This window comes from Spirosoma knui, assembly GCF_054780635.1.
In genome coordinates this window covers 232,307-252,465 of sequence record NZ_BAAGVY010000006.1, presented here as the reverse complement: position 1 = coordinate 252,465, position 20,159 = coordinate 232,307, and the positions used below count along the sequence as shown (strand labels likewise).

General features: G+C 51.9%; 12 protein-coding genes. 7 read left to right on the top strand and 5 right to left on the bottom strand.

Features of this window, described 5'->3' with window-relative positions:
• Nucleotides 1–21: 21 nt before the first annotated feature.
• Entirely contained in the window at nt 22–3,054 is a 3,033-nt protein-coding gene (locus tag ACYVIY_RS15050) for a carboxypeptidase-like regulatory domain-containing protein (protein ID WP_460977189.1), read from the bottom strand.
• Between the two features lie 320 nt (nt 3,055–3,374).
• On the opposite strand from ACYVIY_RS15050, the gene ACYVIY_RS15045 reads away from it, so the two are divergent.
• Together ACYVIY_RS15045 and ACYVIY_RS15040 are read left to right on the top strand one after the other, a co-directional pair.
• On the top strand, nt 3,375–4,748 hold the full coding sequence (locus ACYVIY_RS15045; protein ID WP_460977188.1) for a Gfo/Idh/MocA family protein: 1,374 nt from the start codon (nt 3,375–3,377) through the stop codon (nt 4,746–4,748).
• 68 nt (nt 4,749–4,816) lie between these two features.
• Nucleotides 4,817–5,935, top strand: coding sequence for a S41 family peptidase (locus tag ACYVIY_RS15040; RefSeq protein WP_460977187.1), 1,119 nt, complete (start codon nt 4,817–4,819; stop codon nt 5,933–5,935).
• A 22-nt stretch (nt 5,936–5,957) separates the two neighbouring features.
• Here ACYVIY_RS15040 and ACYVIY_RS15035 read toward each other — a convergent pair whose 3' ends face one another.
• On the bottom strand, nt 5,958–6,857 hold the full coding sequence (locus ACYVIY_RS15035) for an FAD:protein FMN transferase (RefSeq protein WP_460977186.1): 900 nt from the start codon (nt 6,855–6,857) through the stop codon (nt 5,958–5,960).
• 123 nt (nt 6,858–6,980) lie between these two features.
• Between ACYVIY_RS15035 and ACYVIY_RS15030 the strand changes: the two genes are divergently transcribed.
• Nucleotides 6,981–7,187 carry a hypothetical protein gene (locus tag ACYVIY_RS15030; RefSeq protein ID WP_460977185.1) on the top strand — a complete coding sequence of 69 codons (207 nt, stop codon included), beginning with the start codon at nt 6,981–6,983 and terminating at the stop codon, nt 7,185–7,187.
• On the opposite strand, the gene aroC is transcribed toward ACYVIY_RS15030, so the two are convergent.
• Nucleotides 7,184–8,263 carry a chorismate synthase gene (aroC, locus tag ACYVIY_RS15025; RefSeq protein ID WP_460977184.1) on the bottom strand — a complete coding sequence of 360 codons (1,080 nt, stop codon included), beginning with the start codon at nt 8,261–8,263 and terminating at the stop codon, nt 7,184–7,186. The two genes, ACYVIY_RS15030 and aroC, sit on opposite strands and share 4 nt — an antisense overlap.
• A 35-nt stretch (nt 8,264–8,298) precedes the next feature.
• Complete coding sequence (locus ACYVIY_RS15020; RefSeq protein WP_460977252.1) at nt 8,299–9,792, bottom strand: BatD family protein; 1,494 nt, start codon at nt 9,790–9,792, stop codon at nt 8,299–8,301.
• A gap of 65 nt (nt 9,793–9,857) precedes the next feature.
• Here ACYVIY_RS15020 and ACYVIY_RS15015 point away from each other — a divergent pair, with 65 nt between their 5' ends.
• Nucleotides 9,858–10,061 carry a hypothetical protein gene (locus ACYVIY_RS15015; protein ID WP_460977183.1) on the top strand — a complete coding sequence of 68 codons (204 nt, stop codon included), beginning with the start codon at nt 9,858–9,860 and terminating at the stop codon, nt 10,059–10,061.
• Nucleotides 10,062–10,121: 60 nt separating this feature from the next.
• Here the strand turns inward: ACYVIY_RS15015 and ACYVIY_RS15010 are convergent, their stop codons facing one another.
• Nucleotides 10,122–11,531 carry an MBL fold metallo-hydrolase RNA specificity domain-containing protein gene (locus ACYVIY_RS15010; RefSeq protein ID WP_460977182.1) on the bottom strand — a complete coding sequence of 470 codons (1,410 nt, stop codon included), beginning with the start codon at nt 11,529–11,531 and terminating at the stop codon, nt 10,122–10,124.
• A gap of 127 nt (nt 11,532–11,658) precedes the next feature.
• Here ACYVIY_RS15010 and pbpC point away from each other — a divergent pair, with 127 nt between their 5' ends.
• From pbpC to ACYVIY_RS14995, 3 genes are all read left to right on the top strand, one after another.
• The gene (pbpC, locus tag ACYVIY_RS15005; protein ID WP_460977181.1) at nt 11,659–14,019 is read left to right on the top strand and encodes a penicillin-binding protein 1C; all 2,361 of its coding nucleotides are present in this window, start codon (nt 11,659–11,661) and stop codon (nt 14,017–14,019) included.
• Nucleotides 14,020–14,079: 60 nt separating this feature from the next.
• On the top strand, nt 14,080–14,517 hold the full coding sequence (locus tag ACYVIY_RS15000) for a nuclear transport factor 2 family protein (RefSeq protein WP_460977180.1): 438 nt from the start codon (nt 14,080–14,082) through the stop codon (nt 14,515–14,517).
• A gap of 93 nt (nt 14,518–14,610) precedes the next feature.
• Nucleotides 14,611–20,124 carry an alpha-2-macroglobulin family protein gene (locus ACYVIY_RS14995; RefSeq protein ID WP_460977179.1) on the top strand — a complete coding sequence of 1,838 codons (5,514 nt, stop codon included), beginning with the start codon at nt 14,611–14,613 and terminating at the stop codon, nt 20,122–20,124.
• Nucleotides 20,125–20,159 lie beyond the last annotated feature (35 nt).

Sequence of the window (20,159 nt, the reverse complement as noted above, 5' to 3'; positions counted from 1 at the left end):
GTCATCAGCAGCAAGAGCCGCTTAGTTTAGCAATTGATCGAACGTCAGGCTGATGTAATACGTAGAGCCGATGTACGGGTTGCCAAACGCCTGGAAGTAAGGTTTTCCGAATAGGTTTGTTCCACCTATTTTCACTATCGATTTGATGCTGGACACTTTGTAATTCACCTGCGCGTCGAGGTTACTGATGGCGGGTACAATCGAGTTCCCGTAAAGCGGTACGCCTACTTCAGTTGGCTGCCCAAACCCTTCCCAAACAAACTCATCCTGATGGCGGAAGGTAACCGCGAACCCAATGTTGGAGTTGCCGATTGCCCGTTTGTTAAAGCCTACATTCCAGCGATACTTCGGCGTATTAAAGCCGGAGGTCTGCAACTCATCCGAAGGTTTGAAGTTGTTCAGCGTATTGTTCGCGATGTTACCCGACAGCCCGTATCCTTTCGGCAAGGCGTAGTTCAGTCCAATCGCCCAACCCGAAGCGGTGATCTGCTCACTGCTGTTAACCGGCACCGAGAATACCCGACGGGTGCTTCCCGTCAGTACGCCCGACGCAGCAGGCAATCCAGCGGCAGCGGGTGCCGTAGGTTGAATCAGCACAACGCTTCCAATAAAATTATTGTAGACACTGTAATAATAGTAGGCATCAACAAACAGCTTCTTACCGAAAATCCCCCGGTAGCCGATCTCGTAGTTCGCCACGCGCTCCGGCTTAAATTCTTTACGTTGGTATGGCTTTAGATTACCAATGTTGCCCAGTATGGCTAATCCCTGAACCACAGTCGCTGCATTTGCCTGAATTGCCGCTGGAGCATTGGCCGCTACCTGCTGCTGAATGACCGTGGCCGCAGCCGCGGCAGGAATCTGACCGGCCGCTACAGCCGCCTGCACCTGAGCAGTTACCTGAGCGGTTACCTGTTGGGTAATCAACGCGACAGCCTGCTGTTGGGTAGCCGGATTTGCCGCCGTAGCCAGAATGGCGTTACCCACTTCCGTTACGTTCGTCCGTGAATACGAATTTGCTAGCTGATAGCGATCATAGAACTCGGGCAAGCCGCCAATGAGCCGGGCCAGCGGTGTTTGAAGATCGATGTACTGGTTCTGCGTCGTTGGAATCCGGAAACCGGTCTGGTAGGAAACCCGGAAGTTGTGGTCGCCGAACGTAGCAACAGCCGATACCCGTGGGGTAAACTGCCCATCGAAGTTCTGGTTTTTGTCGTAACGGGTGGACGCTGTTAGTTTCAGGTGATTGTTCAGCAGGGTTTTGCTGATCTGCGCAAACGCACCGTATTCGGTGATGCCGATACGGCCGTTACGTCCCTCTACCTGATCGGCAAACAAAGTCCCCTCTGAGCCCAATTGATACTGGCGCAGGTTCGCCCCAACCAATACGTCGGCAAACTTGATTTGGTTTTTTAAGTTATAAACGCCTTCAACGTGGTACAGATTCGACTTGTCCTGGAAAGCGCCCCCGCCCTGATTAATTGGCAGGTTACGAACGCGTTCGTAAAGCGTATTGTACGCGTCGCTTCCGGGTACAGGCCGACCCTGATCGGCAACACCCCGCGCCGTCAACTGAGCGGCATTATCATCCTGTCCGGCACCCCGCGCCTGCGCATAGGCCCCTACATACTGACCAAACCACGTAGCGCTCGGCTTCCAGGCTTCGTTCATAGCTACACCGACTAAGCCGGATGTGTAGGACTTACCCGACCGCTCCTGCGTGGTATAGGCACGCAACGTAAAGTTGTCACCCCGCAGTTCGAGCTTCGCCTGCGTAAGGCTGAAATCCCGTAGGGAATAACGGCCGCTGGCCGTATAGACCGTTGTACCGAAACCATAATTTACCTGAGCGATCGCTTCCACTTTTTCGGACAGTCGGTAGTGGAGAGCGCCGTTCAGTTTCAGGCTTTTGGTGTTGTAATCAACCAGATCCACTTCGCGGAAGCCCGTCCGGCTCACGTTTACATTTGGCAGGATGCCGAGTGCTGAAGCAGGTAGTGCGCCCGCACCAACGAGCGCCTGGCCGATGGTACGCATATTCTGCTGATTTTCGTCGCCATACACGTTCATCCCGTCGTAATTGATTGGCGTTCCGGGACCACGGCTGGGATCAGTAGAAACCGGTCTCGATGCAGTAATACCAGGATGGTTTAAGTCCGTATAGTTGGTTGCCTGCCAGTCCTGGGCTTTGATGTACGACAAATTCACCTTGAAGGCAAACTTATTGTTAAACGCTTTCGCATACCGGACCGACGCATCGTAGAAGCCGGTCGTTGCCGTCGTACGGTTATCCGCGTGCATAGCTCCTGTTTTCACATTTGCACTTAACCCTTGGTACAAGAATGGGCTTTTGCTATTCATCAGAATCAGCCCCTGAATGGCATTAGGGCCGTAAAGCGCCGAAGCGGCCCCCGGTAGAATTTCCACGCTTTCTACATCCTGTTCAGGAATACCCACGATGTTGTCAATCGGGAAGTTTAAGCCCGGCGCTGAGTTGTCCATCCCATCGATGAGCTGTACCGTGCGTGGGTTACCCGTAGCGCCAAAGCCGCGCATATTGATGGATTTGAACAGAAGCCCCTGCGTAGCTACGTCGATACCCTTGACGTTCGCCAGTCCATCGTAAAAGCTGGCCGCGGGCGTGTTCTGAATAGCCCGTAGATCCAGCTTCTCAACCGAAACGGGCGATTTCAATACGCTTTCTTCGACGCGCGAGGCCGACACAACCACTTCCTGACCAACCAGAACCTGCTCTTTCAGGGCAACATTTAAGCTGCGGTTGCTACTCGTGATTGTAAACTCCTGCGTTTGGAAGCCAACTCCCGATACCGCAATCGTAAACGGCGTTTCGGTATTTGTCGTTAATGAAAAGTTACCCTTCGAATCGGTTATGGTACCAACAACCTTTCCTTTCACCGCAATGCTGATACCGGCCAGAGGATTCTGAGTATCATCGGTCACTTTCCCTTCAATGCGTGTCTGAGCGAAAGCACTTAAACTTACAAGACAGAACAGCCACAGGTAGGGTAGAGAATTCGTAAATAGTTTACGCATAATTAATCTGGTAAGAAGTGGTAGGTAATGAGTTTATCTCTCTGGTGCTAAACTTACGGATAACTCTGACTTCTGTACAAAATAATCTTGCTATTAATTAATTTTTTTTGGCCATTACAGGCTTTCCAAAGCTATAATTTGATAATTTGTCATTAACAAGTCAACCAACGGTGACATTTTACCTAGTTGTGAATTACACCGACCCTCTTGCCAAGAGTTTTGAGAACGGCATTGCGCCAACTGCTTGATTCAAGTAAATCCGCGAATGTCTGGTCTTTACGTAGTCAGCATCTTACTTTTCAACCGATACTTTTACGTACATGACAAACGAATCGAACCAGGACCGTCGTGAGTTTTTGAAAACTTCGGGTCTGCTAACCGGCGGAGCTATTCTAAGCAGTTTGCCTTTTGCCGCCCAGGCTGGCGTTGCCAAATCTGTGGGATACCATTTTTCGGCCAACGATACGATCAAGGTAGCCCTCATAGGTTGTGGCGGACGGGGTACGGGTGCCGCTCAGCAGGCACTAAGCACCAAACAGAATGTAAAAGTTGTAGCCATGGCCGACGCGTTCCGCGACCGTCTGGACGATTCGTATCAGAACATTACCAACTTTCTGAAGGCTAAAAACCTGAAAGCACCCGACGGATCCTCGAAACTCGACGTTCCGGAAGACCACAAGTTTGTTGGCTTTGATGCCTACAAGCAGGCGATTGCGCTGGCCGATGTTGTCATTCTGGCCACTCCTCCAGGTTTCCGGCCTTCTCATTTTGAAGAAGCCGTTCGGCAAAGCAAGCAGATATTCATGGAGAAGCCCGTAGCGACGGATGCGCCGGGAGTTCGGAAAGTGCTGGCCGCAGCCGAAGAAGCTAAAAAGAAAAAATTGAACGTGGTTGTCGGCTTACAGCGCCATTACCAGCCCAGCTACCGCGAAATGGTTAAGCGCATTCACGACGGAGCCATTGGTGATATTGTCGGCGGGCAGGTGTACTGGGTTAGCGGTGGTGTATGGCACAAACCCCGCAAACCGAATCAGTCGGAAATGGATTACCAGATGCGCAACTGGTATTACTTCAACTGGCTCTGTGGCGATCACATCAACGAGCAGCATATTCACAATATCGACGTAGCGAACTGGGTGAAGAAAGGCTATCCGGTCTCCTGCCAGGGAACCGGTGGGCGCCAGGTTCGCAATGGCAAGGACGACGGCGAGATTTTCGATCACCACATCGTCGACTTTACCTACGCCGATGGCACCACCATCAATAGCCAGTGCCGCCACTACGAAGGTACGTACAGCCGGGTAGATGAACTGTTCCTGGGCACGAAAGGCAAGATTGAAGGGATGGAGAAAAAAAGCTCCAGTCTGCTAGGCTACAACGGTCAGCCCCTGTTTACGTATACGAGCAAAGGTGACGCTAGTCCCTACCAGATTGAGCACGATGAACTGTTCGACGCTGTTGCCAAAGGCGAGTATAAGTTTGCGGATGCCGAGAACGGTGCTAAAAGCACGATGACCGCTATTATGGGCCGCATGGCGACGTATTCAGGCAAGACGGTGAAATGGGAAGAAGCGCTTAACTCACAAATTGATCTTTTCCCCGACAAACTGGCCTGGGACGCCATGCCCAAAAGTCAGCCCGATGCCAACGGCCTGTATCAGATTGCCGTACCAGGCAAAACAGTAACGGTATAATGTGCTTGATAATCAACCGCTCTTGATCTGTTAAGAGCGGTTGATTTCATTGCGATGCAAGCTTGATTATGAGACGTATCGTACTCGTTCTATTTGCGGCTCTCTCTTACGCCATCCCTATCTTACTAGTTGCTCAAAACACGACAGCGCAGCACCAAGCATTAGCTCCAACTTGCTCGTGTCCGGTTATCCTTGAAGAAACGGTTGACAAGGTCAGCCGTATTTATGCAGGTTTTGATGATAAGGTAACGACTGCCACACGGTCTTCTTACGAACAGCTACTACGAACCGCCAGACTAAAAGCGAAGCAAGCCAAAACGCAGCGCGAATGCCGGGATGTGTTGAAACGTTACACTTCCTTCTTCAGAGACAGCCATGTTTTCATCCTCTGGAATGAATCGGCTGCTAAGCCCATTACGTCAGCAGAAGCATACAAAGATCGGACAGACCTGGTCGAGTTGAAGCCCTTAAACAAGGAATACGTCTACGTGAAGTTGGCCGTATTTAATCAGCGTGAAGTCGATAAATTAGACAGTCTGCTACGTGCCAATGTTAGTTTATTGGCCAACACGCCCAACCTGATTTTTGATCTGCGCGGAAACGGCGGGGGTAATGCCAGCACTTCCGACGAGATGATCAAGCTGATTTACACAAATCCGATTGTTTATCCAGCGTGGGACTACCGTTCGAGCGATGAGCGCATAAAGGCAGCAACCAAAGAATTGGAAAGCTATCAGAAAGATACCGTTGCCAACGCTTTTTTCTACCAGCGGGCAAAGCAGCTATTACGTGATTTAAAAGCAAAACCTGGGGGTATGGTACGCGAAGGCGAGGACCTGACGCGTACGGTAGAAGTCTCCCCAACAGCAGCACCTCAGCGTATTGCGTTTCTAATCGACAAAGGCTGCGCCAGCTCGACCGAATTTTTTGTGTTTGAAGGTAAGCAGAGTAAGAAAGTAACCTTATTCGGCACCAATACACATGGAGTAATGGACTACGGAAGCGATCAGAACTTCGATTTGTGCGATGGTAGATTTAATTTGGCTGTGCCCTGGGGACGTAATGGCTGGGTTCGTCAATTTCGCATTGACAACGTAGGCTTCGCTCCTGATGTTAACATTCCGTCAACCGAAACCGACTGGATTGGTTTTGTGCAGCGCTATTACCAGAACACAGCCAAAAAATAAGTGAGAAAGCTTGGGGACAACCTTACCGATTAAAAGTAGCAGATTGCCAGCTACGTAGTCGGCCGTTTTTGTTTTCGAGCATATACACCTGCACACCCGGAAACCGCTTTACCAGCCGACGGCTTTTTCGCAGTCCCGCTACGCTGAACACCTTCGTCAGCGCATCAGCCCGGTAGCCCTGCGGAGCCATCACGGTCGTTTGCACAAAATGGGAAAGCCCCAGCCCTGACCTCGGATTCATAATGTGTGAGTAGCGTTTTCCCCAATGTTCAAGGTACCGGTACGTATCCCCCGAAGTCGTAATGGCTGCATGCTTAATCACGACCGTCGACGTATCAATTTTACCGTTTTTGAGGGAGCTAATAGTAACCCGCCAGCCTTCGCGGTTGGGGGGCGCTTCGCCGATCAGCACATCACCGCCTATATCAATCAGCACGGATCGTAAGCCAAACCTGTGCAGCACCTGCAACGCTTCATCTACCGCAAAGCCTTGTCCAATCCCGCCAACGTCTAACCGCATACCTGCCCGGCGAAGCTTCACCGAACGAGTCACAGAATCTAGCTCCATTCCTTTATACCCAACTGCCCGTCGAGCCTCGCGACGTTTTTTGGCATTCGGGAACTCATGCCGTCTGACTGCCCTGCGCCAAAGCAACGACAATGGCCCAACGGTCGGATCGAAACGTCCATTAGACACTGAAGCGATCTGGTCTGCTTTCCGGAGTACCTCGAATAGCTCGGCCGAAACCGGAACCCAACGGCCCGAACCCGCTGTTTCGGACAGACGATTGATTTCGGAGCCGTCCAGATAATCGCTCATGATCTGATTCAGCGTATCCATCCGGGCCGAAACAGCCGTATAGGCGTGTTGGGCGGTCAGGCTGTCGGGCGCGTACAGAATCACATTGAACTGTGTACCCATCAGACCACGGTGAAAACTGTACCGTTGAAGCGGTTGAGCCGAACTAGGGCAGGGCATCAGCCAGCAAAGCAACGTCAACAGGTATAGGAACAAACGAAACGGCAACTTCAGAATAACGTAAGTATGGTCACGATAAAAAATAAATTCATCCTGCTGGCGGCTGGTTTCTGGCTAACCGGGATTGTGCTAACCCTGCTTGGCGCTTACGGTAACAACCACCAGTGGGAAGGCACGGGCGTATTATTAAGCATTGGCATAACCAGCCAGGCTGTGGGTTTCGGCTTTCTGGGGTTTGCGATCATGCAGGCCGTTTTCAGAAAAAAGCCTTAGATCCGGGCCGCTTTGTTCCGCAGCATCATATCAACCAGTACCAGTGCGGCCATCGCTTCAATAATGGGTACGGCCCGTGGCACCACGCAGGGATCATGGCGTCCTTTTCCCGAGACCGTTACCGGCTGCCCGTGTACATCTACGCTGTCCTGATCCTGCATGATGGTAGCTACCGGTTTGAACGCCGTACGGAAGAAAATGTCTTCTCCGTTGCTGATACCGCCCTGAATGCCGCCCGAATGATTTGATTTGGTACGCACGCGTCCGGATTCGTCGGTATAGAATTCGTCGTTGTGTGCCGAACCGTACAATTCGGCCCCGGCAAAACCGCTGCCGTATTCAAAGCCTTTTACGGCGTTAATGCTGAGCATAGCTTTCCCCAACTCCGCATGGAGTTTATCGAAGACGGGTTCACCCCAACCCACCGGAACTCCTGTAATCACACAATCAACAACACCGCCGATTGAGTCGCCCCGTTTGCGGGTTTCGTCGATGTACTGAAACATCTGTTCGGCCGTATCGGGATCTGGGCAGCGAACGGCATTTTCTTCGGCAAGGGCCAGGTTTAGCGCCTGATAGGGTTTTTCGAGCTTAAGCGTTCCTACCTGCGATACGTACGCCTGAATCTGCACGCCTTGTTGCGCCAGCAGAAGCTTGGCAATTGCGCCCGCAGCGACCCGCGCGGCCGTCTCCCGCGCCGACGAGCGGCCCCCGCCCCGGTAGTCGCGCGAACCATACTTGGTCTGATACGTATAATCGGCATGAGAGGGCCTGAACTGTTCGGCGATATGGCCATAATCTTTACTACGTTGGTCCGTATTCCGGATGAGCAGCGCAATGGGCGTTCCCTGGGTTTTTCCGTCGAATACGCCCGATAAGACTTCGAATTCGTCGGCCTCGCGCCGTTGGGTCGTTATCCGCGACTGCCCCGGTTTTCGGCGGTCCAGTTCGTGTTGAATAAAATCAGCGTCAAAAGACAATCCAGCGGGGCAACCGTCAATAACGACGCCAATCCCTGGGCCATGCGACTCACCAAACGTAGAAATTTTAAATAAGGTACCGTACGTACTGCTCATGCGATTTAGTTACACCCCGCTTATATGACGAGGTATTAATTTTTAAAAAATACAAAGATCATTCCCAACAGCATCAGGATTATCAGCACATTGGCGACTGACCGGATCAATACCGACACGCTAACGGGCTGATGGCGGCTATCCATCGACTCGATACCGGCAAACAGCGAAGTTGTCGACGAGTTGATCGGGGCCGCGTTTTCGTCTCCATTCGCAACCTGCGCCACGGCCGCTACGTTCCCCGTTGCCTGCAAACCACTACCGCCGACAATCAGCCGCATATTCGGTCGCAGGGTGTCGTACCGGGCGAGTTGCGGATCGAAGTAAACCCACTGAAGTCGGTCGGCCAATGAAATCGTTTTGTTTTCGTGCGGCACGATGAAATATGAAAACGTTTTTCGCCCGGTCACCTGACTGGCTGACCGGTTAACAACCTGCCGCTCCTCCGGCGGAAAAATATCCAGGTCTCCTCCCTCATTACGTAGTGCAGGCGCGGGCAACGTAGCGATATTTCCTTCACCGCTTACGGTAAAGGTATATCTAACGCTTTTACCGATGCTGATCCGCTGCCGTTCGAGCCCTTCCGTGAGTTGAAACTTGCCAACGGGTACCCGGCCCCGCAAGGGATGCGGAGGCAGCGCCCGAACCTGCACCACGGTAGGTCGGCTGGTGAAAACAACCTTGCTGGTCTCGGGTGCGGGTGGTCCAATAACGGGTCGGGTCTGCGTTAACCACAACGACACCGACGGTATACGTAGCGGCTGGCTGGAAAGCGGAAAAAATATGGATTGAAAAAGCCGGTACTCGCGGTACTTTTTACCCCGAATCATCAATTGGATCGGCTTCAGGTCGGTTATGTTCAGGCTTTCTTCCCAAGCGTTCGTTGGCCGAATCTGACGCGCTATCGTTTGCAACTGCTGATCCAACGCCTTAAAGTCGAGCACGTACGGGTAGTTATCGGCCACGTAGAAAGATAAGGTAAGTGCCACGGCCTCCCCCGTATAGATAGACTCCGTTGACGGCTTCAATGCCAGGAAAGCCGCATCGTTGGAGGGCGGCAGAATGGGCGCAGCGGCTACGGTAGCGGCCGATGGCTGTACGGTCAGGATAGCCCCATCGGAGGTGGCTACTTCGCCGTTAGCAGTAATGGTGAACGGAGCCAGCCTGAACCGTCCAGCGGCCCGTGCCTGGTAATTCTGAGTAATGATCTGATTGGTAATGGTTTTCCCACCAACCTCACTTGTCGTTACGCTCGCTGACGTACCTTTTTTTGAAAAACCGGGAATATCGGGAAAGACAATCGCCGGACGCGAATCGCTATTAGCTATGATCACCGAAATCGTGAAGGGCCGTTCAATCGGAAAAACAGACTGGCTTAATTCGATAGTTACAACATTATCAACGCTTTGTGCAATACTTAATGAAAAACTTAAATAAAATAATGCAAAAAAATTTAATAATAATCCTAAATTTCTATTTAGTTTGCGGCAACAATTCCTCGAACAAGTCGTTACGTTTCTGAGTGACACACCATTAAACAACATGTCAACTTCTTTCATTTTTATCAACTTCTTTAACCAAAAAACAAGATACCATGCTTTCCATGCTTGAGTATATCAAGACTATCCTTCAGAAGGTGAGTTTTGATAAAGGGCTATTCGAAAAAGAACTGGCGAAAGCAATCCAAATGCTAATTCCAGACGAAGTAAAGCAACTCAAACGCTGGTGTTACGCCCAGTTCGGCAAGGTCTATCGTGTTGTACTGAACCGTTGCTTCTCGCGGACTAGATTTGCCTGACTACGTATTTATTCATTGTTTGCTCGGCCCCCAGTTCAAACGCTGGGGGCTTTTTGTTGGCTACAACTCCGCTTTGTCGCGCATATCGGGAATGACTACCCGTCGGAAACCGGCTGCCTGTAATTTTTCTTTCCAGACCAGCTGTTCGTCGTATTCGCCGTGTACCAGAAATACGGTTTTAACCCGCGCCGGGTCCTGACAGGCCAGAAATTGAAGCATCTCCCGGTAATCGCCGTGGGCCGAGAACGAATCCATGACCTCAACGTTGGCTTTCACGGTATAGCGCTCGCCAAAAATCGTCACCTCTCTGTCGCCCCGCTTCAAGGCACCACCCAAACTGTTGGGTGATGCGTAACCGACCAGTAAAATCGTGGTTCGGTTATCTTCGATGTTATTTTTGATATGATGCTTAATACGTCCTGCTTCGGCCATACCCGACGGAGCAATGATAATACACGGCCCTGGTCGGTCATTGATGGCTTTCGATTCGTTAACGTCGGCTACGTAGTGTAAATTGGGGAAATCAAACGCATCGCCGTCTTTTTTTATGTACGCCAAAATATCAGGATTGTAATCTTCCTGGTGCCGACGCATGACTTCAGTAGCCTTTACCGACATAGGGCTGTCAATGTAAACCGGAAGTCTGGGTAGGCGCCCTTCGCTGGACAGTTGATCCAACGCATAAATCAATTCCTGCGTCCGGTCAACGGCGAAGGCGGGTATGATCAGTTTACCACCCTCATCAACGCATGTCTGTTTCACAATACGTAGCAGGTGGGCTTTCATATCAGGTTCGGCTTCATGAAGCTGATTGCCGTAGGTCGATTCACAAATGATGTAATCGGCCTGCGGGAAAGGATCGGGTTTACGTAGTATTTTATCGTCAGGACGACCGATGTCACCACTAAAAAACAAGTGCTTTTCTTCCAATTCACCGGTTCTACCTTTTTCGCGAATGGTTAGGCTAACGGACGCGCTACCCAGCAGGTGCGCGGCATCGGTCAATAAACCGGTTACCTCGTCGCAGATCACAAAGGGGCTGTTGTACGCAACCGGCTGCATCAGACTCAGCGCCTGCTCCACATCGGCCTCGTCGTACAGTGCTTCCAGTTCCGGCTGGCCGCGACGACTCCGGCGCTGATTGACACGGTCGAGATCACGCTCCTGAATCCGGGCGCTATCCATCAGCATGACTTCGCACAGATCGGCGGTAGATGCGGTCGTGTAGATTGGGCCGCGGAAGCCCTGCCGGACGAGCCTAGGAATCAAACCGGTATGATCGATGTGCGCATGCGACAAAACCATATAATCGACTGCCGCCGGATCAAATCCAAACTCCTGGTTGAGTTCGTCGGTATTGATTCCCTGAAACAGACCGCAGTCCAGCAGAATTTGCGTGCCCGAAGCCGTCGTGAGCAAGTGTTTGCTACCCGTAACGGTACGGGCCGCCCCGAAAAATTGAATGGTCATGGACAAAAATAGTATAGGAACAACCCCGACGCATTAATTTGCCTTTCTTCTTTGCTTTTTCTACCGTAGCAACAGAAGCCAAGTGCTATACAAAGAAACACAGAGATTCACCGAGTTATCAAATCAAATGGTTGCGTTCGCGAAAAGACACCTGATCCAGCTTGGCAAACGACGCGTTGTTCGGGTGTTTATACTCGTTGTTCTTCTTTTCCTCAGCCTTGATTTCCTGTTTCCCGTCAATACCCGGATCCCCTACGCTACGCTCATCACGGCTCAGGATGGTTCGGTGCTTCACGCGTTTCTGAGCCGCGATGACAAATGGCGACTATATACAGAGCTTTCCGAAATAACGCCCCGACTCCGGGAGGCCATACTGTTCAAGGAAGACAAGTATTTTTATTACCACCCCGGATTCAACCCCGTAGCCATGATCCGGGCCGCTGTTCGAAACACTCTGACCGGTCAACGAACGTCTGGCGCATCCACAATCACGATGCAAACCGTACGGCTGCTCGAACCGCGCGAGCGAACGTACCAAAATAAGCTCGTTGAGTTGTTTCGGGCCATGCAGTTGGAGCTACACTACTCAAAAGATGAGATTTTACAGCTATATCTGAATCTGATTCCATACGGCAGCAATATTGAAGGGTTGAAATCGGCTTCGCTCCTGTACTTCGGTAAGCTACCGACGCTGCTGAGTCTGGCCGAATTGACCACCTTAACCATCATCCCGAACCGTCCATCGAGTCTGCGGTTAGGCAAGGCGAACCCGTTTATTGTTCAGGAGCGGAACCGCTGGCTAAACCGCTTTAAAACAGCCCAACTCTTCGATGCGGCCGCCATAACGGATGCCCTGCACGAACCCCTTAATGCGTACCGCCACCAAGCCCCGCAACTCGCCCCACATTTGGCCCAACGCCTTCGCACTACGTATCCAGATCTCCCGATTGTTCGGTCAGCCTTACGACCGGATATGCAGAAAACCGCCGAACGTATCGTGCAAAATTACGCGAACCGCCTGCGCGCTGCCGGTATTCAGAATGCGGCTGTGCTAATTGTGGATAACAAGACGCAGGACGTAGTGACGTATGTCGGCTCGGCTGATTTTACGAATCCGGCCGATGGGGGGCAAGTCGACGGGGTACGAGCAATCCGGTCTCCGGGCAGCGCGCTGAAGCCCTTGCTGTACGGACTGGCCTTCGACGCTGGTTTTATTACGCCCAAAACCAAACTGGCTGACGTTCCAACCAATTTTAGCGGCTATGAGCCCGATAACTACGACCGCCGGTTCAACGGTCTGGTCACGGCGGAGTTTGCCTTGGCCAACTCGCTGAATATTCCGGCAGTAGCTTTGTTGAAAGAACTCGGTACGCCTGCTCTGGTGTCTACGCTACGGAAAGCGGGGTTTTCCACGATCAAAAAACAGGCGAACGACTTGGGGCTATCGATGATTCTGGGTGGCTGTGGCGTAACGCTCGAAGAAATGACCCGGCTTTACACCAGCCTGGCCAACGAAGGTGTTCTCAAGCCTCTGCATTTCGTCAGTAATTTTTCCGGAAATTCATCAGCGCGTACTACATCCTCTGGGACAAATCAGGTTTTGAGCCCGGAAGCCGCTTACCTCGTTACCCATACCCTTACCCAGATTACCCGCCCCGACCTTCCGAATAACTTCGACAACAGTTATCACCTACCTAAAATCGCCTGGAAAACGGGAACCTCTTACGGCCGACGCGACGCCTGGAGTATCGGGTACAACCGACGCTACACCATCGGTGTATGGGTGGGCAACTTTTCAGGAACGGGTGTAGCGGAGTTAAGCGGGGCGAATACGGCTACACCTCTGCTGTTCCAGCTCTTCAATGCGGTGGATTACAATTCGTCCGTTGGTTGGTTCAAAGCCCCACGCGATGGAGCGGCCTCTCGGCTGGCAATGCGGCTCATCTGCCCCGAAACGGGCGATATTCCAGGTGAATTTTGCCAGAATCCTGTAACAGACTACTGCATACTCGGCGTGTCCCGTAACCATCGCTGCCAGCACCGGAAGGCAGTTTTCACGAACAGTGCGGGTACTCTGTCGTACTGCGCACACTGTCGGCCTGACTCGGCCGTGGTACGTCGAGCTTATCCCAACCTTTCGCCTAACGTCTTAACGTTTTACCAGGCAAATCACATTCCCATCGAACTACCTCCTCCGCATAACCCGGCCTGCGAACGCGTTTTCGGCGACGAAGGACCACTGATCACCAGCCTGAACGACGGCAGCGAATACTTCATCAACACCAAACATCCGGCTGATCTTCAGTTAGGTTGCCAGGCCGACAACGACGTCAAGATGGTATACTGGTATCTGAACGACAAACTTTATGTAAAAGCGAAAGCGGCTGAGGCCGTCTTCTTTAAGCCGCGTCCGGGTGTGCTTAAAATTTCCTGCGCTGACGACAAGGGTCGCCACAGTGACATACAGGTCGTCATTAAAGCGGAATGAACTGGTTTTGCTTTGTCAAGTTTTATGAACAGTTTTCCGCTCTAAAAACTTCCTATTCCCATGAAATTCTGTTTATCCTTACTCACCGCCGTACTGCTGACAACGGCGACGTACGCCCAGCAAGCCACCGACCCAACCCAGGACCCAACCGCTCTTGGCAATGCCTTTTTCAAAGCGATGCTCGACGAAGATGGCACCACAATGGGTAAGCTCCTGGCCAGTGATTTCAGCATCATCAGTTTCGACGGACAGTCGGTGGAAGGTGATATGCTGGCGCAGGGCATGAATGGCGGATACGTAGTGGTCGAAAGCGCCACCGTATCGAACGCCCGCACCCGCCAATACAACAACGATTCAGCCGTAATGACCGGCAACTGGAAAGCCAAAGGCAACGTGCAGGGGCAAGCCTTTGATACCAACGTAACGTTCTCAGTAATCAGTGCCAAACAAGGCAATGCGTGGAAAATTGTGAATGTTCAGTTTACGCCCACTCGCTAACGACCGCTTGCTAAGTCTGTTTTTAAAAAGCCAGCCCACTCATCTACTTTGAGTGGGTTTTTCATTTCCCTGACCATTCTCACCGCTTCACTCATGAAATCGCGTTTTTCAATAGGGCTTGTATGTGCTTTAGTATCCATACTACTTATTCATTGCTCCCGGCTCCCGTTCAATGAGCTTTCGGTGGTGGGCCGCAACTTCGAGGATGAAGTGCAGCAAACCCAGAATTTGACCTTTACGTTTAACAAAAACATCGGTCAAACGAGTCAGATCGACCAATGGGATTCAACGCAATACGTCCGCTTCAAGCCCGCCGTACGAGGTAAATTCAAGTGGACGGCTCCGAACGAACTGATTTTCTCTCCGGCGGTAGCCTTCGATCCGGCTACTGATTACCGCGCCGAGCTAACGAACGACTTACTGGCCCGTACGGACCAGAAGGAACTGACGGTATCTGGCGATGTGATCAGTTTCCACACGCCCTATCTGCAACTAACCAATTCAGAAAGCTGGTGGTCGCGCTCCCGCGAAACAGGTCAGCCCGTGGCTAAAGTCCGGCTGAATTTCAACTACCCGATCAATTCGTCCGACGTAGCGAACAAACTGGCCATTACCAGCAATGACAAACCTCTCACCACGCAGGTTAGCCAGCAAGAAGCACAAAGCAGTGTATCCGTTGCCTTAGTGAATGCCCCCGCCGAAAAGAATGAACAGCCGCTTGCCGTAAAATTGAACAAAGGCCTTAAGGTGCCAAACACGGCGTTTACCAGTAAAGAAACCATCGAAGAAACGGGTACACTTCCGTCGCGATACAAGATTGATATTACGGAGGTTCAGACGAGCTTCGAAAGCAACCGCACTGGTCAGCCCGAGGGTGTTGTGCGCGTCATTACAACTCAGGAAGTTCAGGCGGGTAATCTGAGCACGTATTACACCATACAACCGCAGGTCGAAACGACGGCTGAGCTAACGGAGAACGGCTTCATGATCCGGGGTAACTTTAATGAAACAGACACCTACGTATTAACGCTTACCGATCAGATTAAGGGTGTACTGGGCGCTACGTTGGCCGAGTCAGCCACGCGCGATCTGTTCTTCGGGAAGATGCCCGCCAGTATTCGGTTTGCAAACCAGAAAGCGATGTACTTGTCCTCGAAAGGTGCCCGAAACGTTGGCTTATCGATCGTAAACATTCCTAAGGTACAGGTGAAAATTGCCAAGCTCTATGAAAATAATCTGCTGGGGTATCTGCGCTCCAATCGATACGAACAGTATGGCGAAGATGCCAGTGGCAACTGGAAGCCTACGGGTGTTTACTCGTACGATGCCGATGAATCGAACGACCTTAGCAGCCTACTGGTTGACAAAACGGTTGAAACGACTGATTTACCTAAAGTTCGGGGCGTTTCGACCCTTAACATAGCCTTGCCCGATCAGAACAATACGTTCCGGGGTGTTTATCTGGTATCCGTCGGCTCCAAAGACGAAGCGTATTTGCAGGCTAGTCAACTAGTGTCCGTGTCAGATATTGGCTTGGTGGCGCGACAAACTAAAGACGAAGTACTGGTATGGGCCAACTCGATTCAGACGGCCGAACCACTCCAGGGTGTTGAGATAAGCCTGATCAGTAGTAATAATCAATCGGTATATACGCTACAGACCGATGGGGCTGGATTCGCCAAATTCGGAAAAATCAGCGAGAAAGCGCCCGGTTTCACAATCGCCCTGATTACCGCCCGATTGGGCACAAAAGCCGCGGCTCCGGGGGATGACTTCAACTTTTTGTTTTTACCCGATACGCAGGTAGAAACCTCACGCTTTGAGGTCGATGGCAAACGGGACAACGAATCAGGGTTTGACGCCTTCGTGTACGGCGACCGGGATATTTACCGACCCGGCGAAACTATTCATTTCAATACTGTGATTCGCTCGCAGGCCTGGCAAAGTGTGGGTGAGATTCCGGTATTGATCCGGTTACTGATGCCAAACGGGCGAGAGTATCGCGCCTTCCGCAAAACGACCAATGCGCAGGGTGCCGTAGTCACGGATATCCCACTTGACCCAGCCGCTGTAACCGGCAGCTACACGATTGAGGTTCTGAACGCGAATAATGTGCTGCTCACGTCCCAGGCGGTCAGTGTGGAAGAGTTTATTCCGGATCGCATCAAAGTCGACGTATTAACCGACCGAACCAGTTATAAATCCGGCCAGACGATTACGCTTTCGGCGACAGCACTCAATTTGTTTGGACCACCCGCGTCGGACCGGGCGTATGAGATGGAGATGCAACTAAAGCGAAAGGCGTTTGCGCCCAAAGGCTTCGAGGAATACGATTTTAGCATATCCGCAGAACAGGCTGGCGCTTCGGTAGCTTTTCCCAAGGAATTACGTCAGGGCCGTACGAACGCGAATGGTCAGGCTACGGAGCGCTTTGCCATTCCAGCGCAGTATCAAGACATCGGTTTGCTCGAAGCCAAGCTGTTCATTACCGTTTTTGACGAAAATGGCCGACCCGTTAACCGACTTCGGCGGTTCGATGTGCTTACGCAGGATACATTTTTCGGAATTCGCCTGCCCGATCGTTACGTCAGCACCAACACACCTATCGCTACTGAATTGGTAGCGCTGGACCCTACTGGCATTCATCGCGCTTCGGCTTCGGCGCAGGTGGAAGTTGTACGCTATGATTACCAAACCGTTATTGAAAAGAAGGAAAATGAGCAGATAAAATACACCACCAAACGGCGCGAAAAATCGGTATATACCAACACGCTGGTGTTTAAAGCGGGCAAGTCTTCGTTTCGCTACGTACCGACGGTTTCGGGCGAGTACGAGATCCGGGTTCATCGGCCGAATCGGTCTGATGGCCCGGCGGTCAATTACGCAGCGACCGGCTTCTACGCCTATGGCTACGGCAGTACGTCGGCCTCATCCTTCGATGTGAGTCAGGAAGGGCAGGTGCTGATTACGGCCGATAAGTCAGTGTACGAAACCGGTGATAAAGCGAAAGTACTTTTCAAAGCACCGTTCGATGGCAAACTGCTCGTCACGGTTGAGCGCAATCAGGTGCTGGAACATCACTGGCTGATGACTGACAACAAATCGGCAGAATTGACATTTGCCGTTGGCGATGAACACCTGCCCAATGTGTACGTAACGGCTACACTCATCCGAGCTATGGACAGCGGCAACGGCGTACCGTCCAACCTACCCTTGACAGTAGCGCATGGTTTTGCGCCAATCTCCGCTCAGAACGCCGACACCAAACTGCCGATCACGATTTCGGCCGTTACCCAATCCCGATCAAAAACGAAGCAAACGATACGTATCAAAACGGCCCGCAACGCTCAGGTTACGGTGGCTGTTGTGGACGAAGGCATTCTTCAGCTCAAGAATTTTAAAACGCCTGATCCGCACGGATTCTTTTATCAAAAACGAGCGCTTGAAGTAGGCAGCCATGATCTGTATGCCTTGCTTTATCCGGAGTTGTCGTTACGTTCGTCGAGCGTTGGCGGAGACGGTTATGATCTGGAACGACGTGTTAACCCGCTTAGCAACGGGCGGGTGCACTTAGTGGCTTTATGGAGTGGCCTGCTGGATACGGGACTAGATGGTGAGACCGAGTTCACCATTGATATACCCCAGTTTTCGGGCGACTTGCGGGTTATGGCGGTGGCTTACAAAGACAATGCGTTTGGATCAGCTAACACCAACATGAAGGTGGCCGATCCGATCGTGATCAGCACCGGCCTGCCGCGTTTTCTAACCCCCGGCGACCAGCTCGACTTACCGGTTAACCTGAGTAACACGACCAGGAAACCAGCCATGGTAACGGCCAAGCTAAGTTTATCGGGTCCGTTAGCCACCGACAGCGTAACCACGCAGAACGTAACGATTCAACCGGGTCGTGAGAGTCGGGCGATGTTTCATTTGACAGCTCGCCAGGCGATTGGCCTGGGAGCGGTAACCATAACGGTAAAAGGTCTGGGCGAGACATTTACCGAAAAAACAGACGTAACGGTACGCCCGGCGGCTTCGTTGCAGAAAACTACACTCTCCGGTGCGGTGGCCAGCGGTCAAAATCAGACCTTACGGTTAGCCAGTAATTTTTTACCCGGCACGGCTCGGGCCAGCGTAATGCTGAGTCGATCGCCGGTAACGCAATACGGGCGGGAACTGTCTTACTTATTGGGCTATCCGCACGGCTGTATCGAGCAAACGATTTCCAAAGCGTTTCCGCAACTCTACTTTGCCGATTTAGCCAAACAAGTGGGGTCAAATACGTATTTCGTTCGGTCCGCTGATAGCGACCTCAACCCCAGCACAAACGTTCGGCAGGCGGTCCAAACTGTTGAAGGCTTGCAGGCAGCGAATGGTGGGTTTATGATGTGGCCGGGTATGGAAAGCGCCAAAACTGACCCCTGGGTAACCGCGTATACCGTGCATTTCCTGACGGAGGCTCAGGAAGCAGGATTTGCTGTTCGCTCGTCGGTAGTCAGTGGCGCTATTGACAATCTGACGACGTTCACCAATAATCCGGCAACGGAAAACTCGGTTACGTACGACGAAGCCGGTGGACGTAACGTACGACCCGTCGCCAGTCGAACCGCAATCTATGCGCTGTATACGCTGGCGGTAGCGGGTAAGCCCAATCGGTCGGCCATGAACTACTACAAACAGAATGGTAGTCTGCTCACTCCCGATAGCCGGTATCTGCTGGCGGCCGCGTTCTTCCGGGTGGGTGATACAAGAAGTTATACCGCTTTGTTACCCAAACGATTTACGGACAACACCACTGGTCGGGAAACCGGCGGCAGTTACGCATCTCCCCTCCGGAATCTGGCCTTAACGCTTGATGCCCTTATCGAAACGGATCGCGACAACCTGCAAGTTCCAACGCTGGCCCGGCAGCTAGCCAGCGCGTTACGTCAGTCATCGTACCTCAATACGCAGGAAGCCGCTTTTGCTTTCCTGGCGCTGGGTAAACTGGCTCGTCAGAATGCCAATAATACCGCAACAGCTACGCTTACAGCAGGCGGTAAATCGCTCGGTACGTTAAACGCGCCTTTCCTGAATATCAAGCGTGTACCGACCAATCAGCCGTTACTGCTCAATACCAAAGGTTCGGGTACGGTCTATTACTTCGTGCAAAGTGAAGGGATTCCAGCAACGGGGCCTGTTACCGAGGAAGATAATGGATTGCGCGTACGCCGGGAGTATTTGACGCGCGACGGTCAGGTTGTTACCGAGATCAAACAGAATGATTTGGTAGTGGTGAAGTTAACGTTGGCCAGCACAAACGGTTTAAACGTCAACAACGTCGTGGTTACGGATTTACTTCCGGCTGGTTTAGAGGTCGAGAATCCGCGCCTGACTGAGCAACGGGATATGTCCTGGATGCAAAAGCCGAGCACACCCGACCACTTCGATCTACGAGACGACCGGATCAATTTCTACACCACCGCTACGGGCACTGAACAAACGTTTTATTACCTGGCCCGAGCCGTTTCGAAAGGACGCTTCGTCGTTGGACCGGTTTCCGCGGACGCCATGTACAATGGGGAGTATCGAAGCTACAATGGAGCGGGAACCGTAGTAATCCGTTGATGCCTTCCTTAGTATCGTTGGAGAATTGTGGAGTA

What these genes read in the sequence shown, in the direction of transcription:
- ACYVIY_RS15045 (WP_460977188.1), top strand. Translation starts at nt 3,375, where the DNA reads ATGACAAACGAATCGAACCAGGACCGTCGTGAGTTTTTGAAAACTTCG.
- ACYVIY_RS15010 (WP_460977182.1), bottom strand. Translation starts at nt 11,531, where the DNA reads ATGACCATTCAATTTTTCGGGGCGGCCCGTACCGTTACGGGTAGCAAA.
- ACYVIY_RS15035 (WP_460977186.1), bottom strand. Translation starts at nt 6,857, where the DNA reads ATGGGTACACAGTTCAATGTGATTCTGTACGCGCCCGACAGCCTGACC.
- aroC (WP_460977184.1), bottom strand. Translation starts at nt 8,263, where the DNA reads ATGAGCAGTACGTACGGTACCTTATTTAAAATTTCTACGTTTGGTGAG.
- ACYVIY_RS15015 (WP_460977183.1), top strand. Translation starts at nt 9,858, where the DNA reads ATGCTTTCCATGCTTGAGTATATCAAGACTATCCTTCAGAAGGTGAGT.
- pbpC (WP_460977181.1), top strand. Translation starts at nt 11,659, where the DNA reads ATGGTTGCGTTCGCGAAAAGACACCTGATCCAGCTTGGCAAACGACGC.
- ACYVIY_RS14995 (WP_460977179.1), top strand. Translation starts at nt 14,611, where the DNA reads ATGAAATCGCGTTTTTCAATAGGGCTTGTATGTGCTTTAGTATCCATA.
- ACYVIY_RS15030 (WP_460977185.1), top strand. Translation starts at nt 6,981, where the DNA reads ATGGTCACGATAAAAAATAAATTCATCCTGCTGGCGGCTGGTTTCTGG.
- ACYVIY_RS15040 (WP_460977187.1), top strand. Translation starts at nt 4,817, where the DNA reads ATGAGACGTATCGTACTCGTTCTATTTGCGGCTCTCTCTTACGCCATC.
- ACYVIY_RS15000 (WP_460977180.1), top strand. Translation starts at nt 14,080, where the DNA reads ATGAAATTCTGTTTATCCTTACTCACCGCCGTACTGCTGACAACGGCG.
- ACYVIY_RS15050 (WP_460977189.1), bottom strand. Translation starts at nt 3,054, where the DNA reads ATGCGTAAACTATTTACGAATTCTCTACCCTACCTGTGGCTGTTCTGT.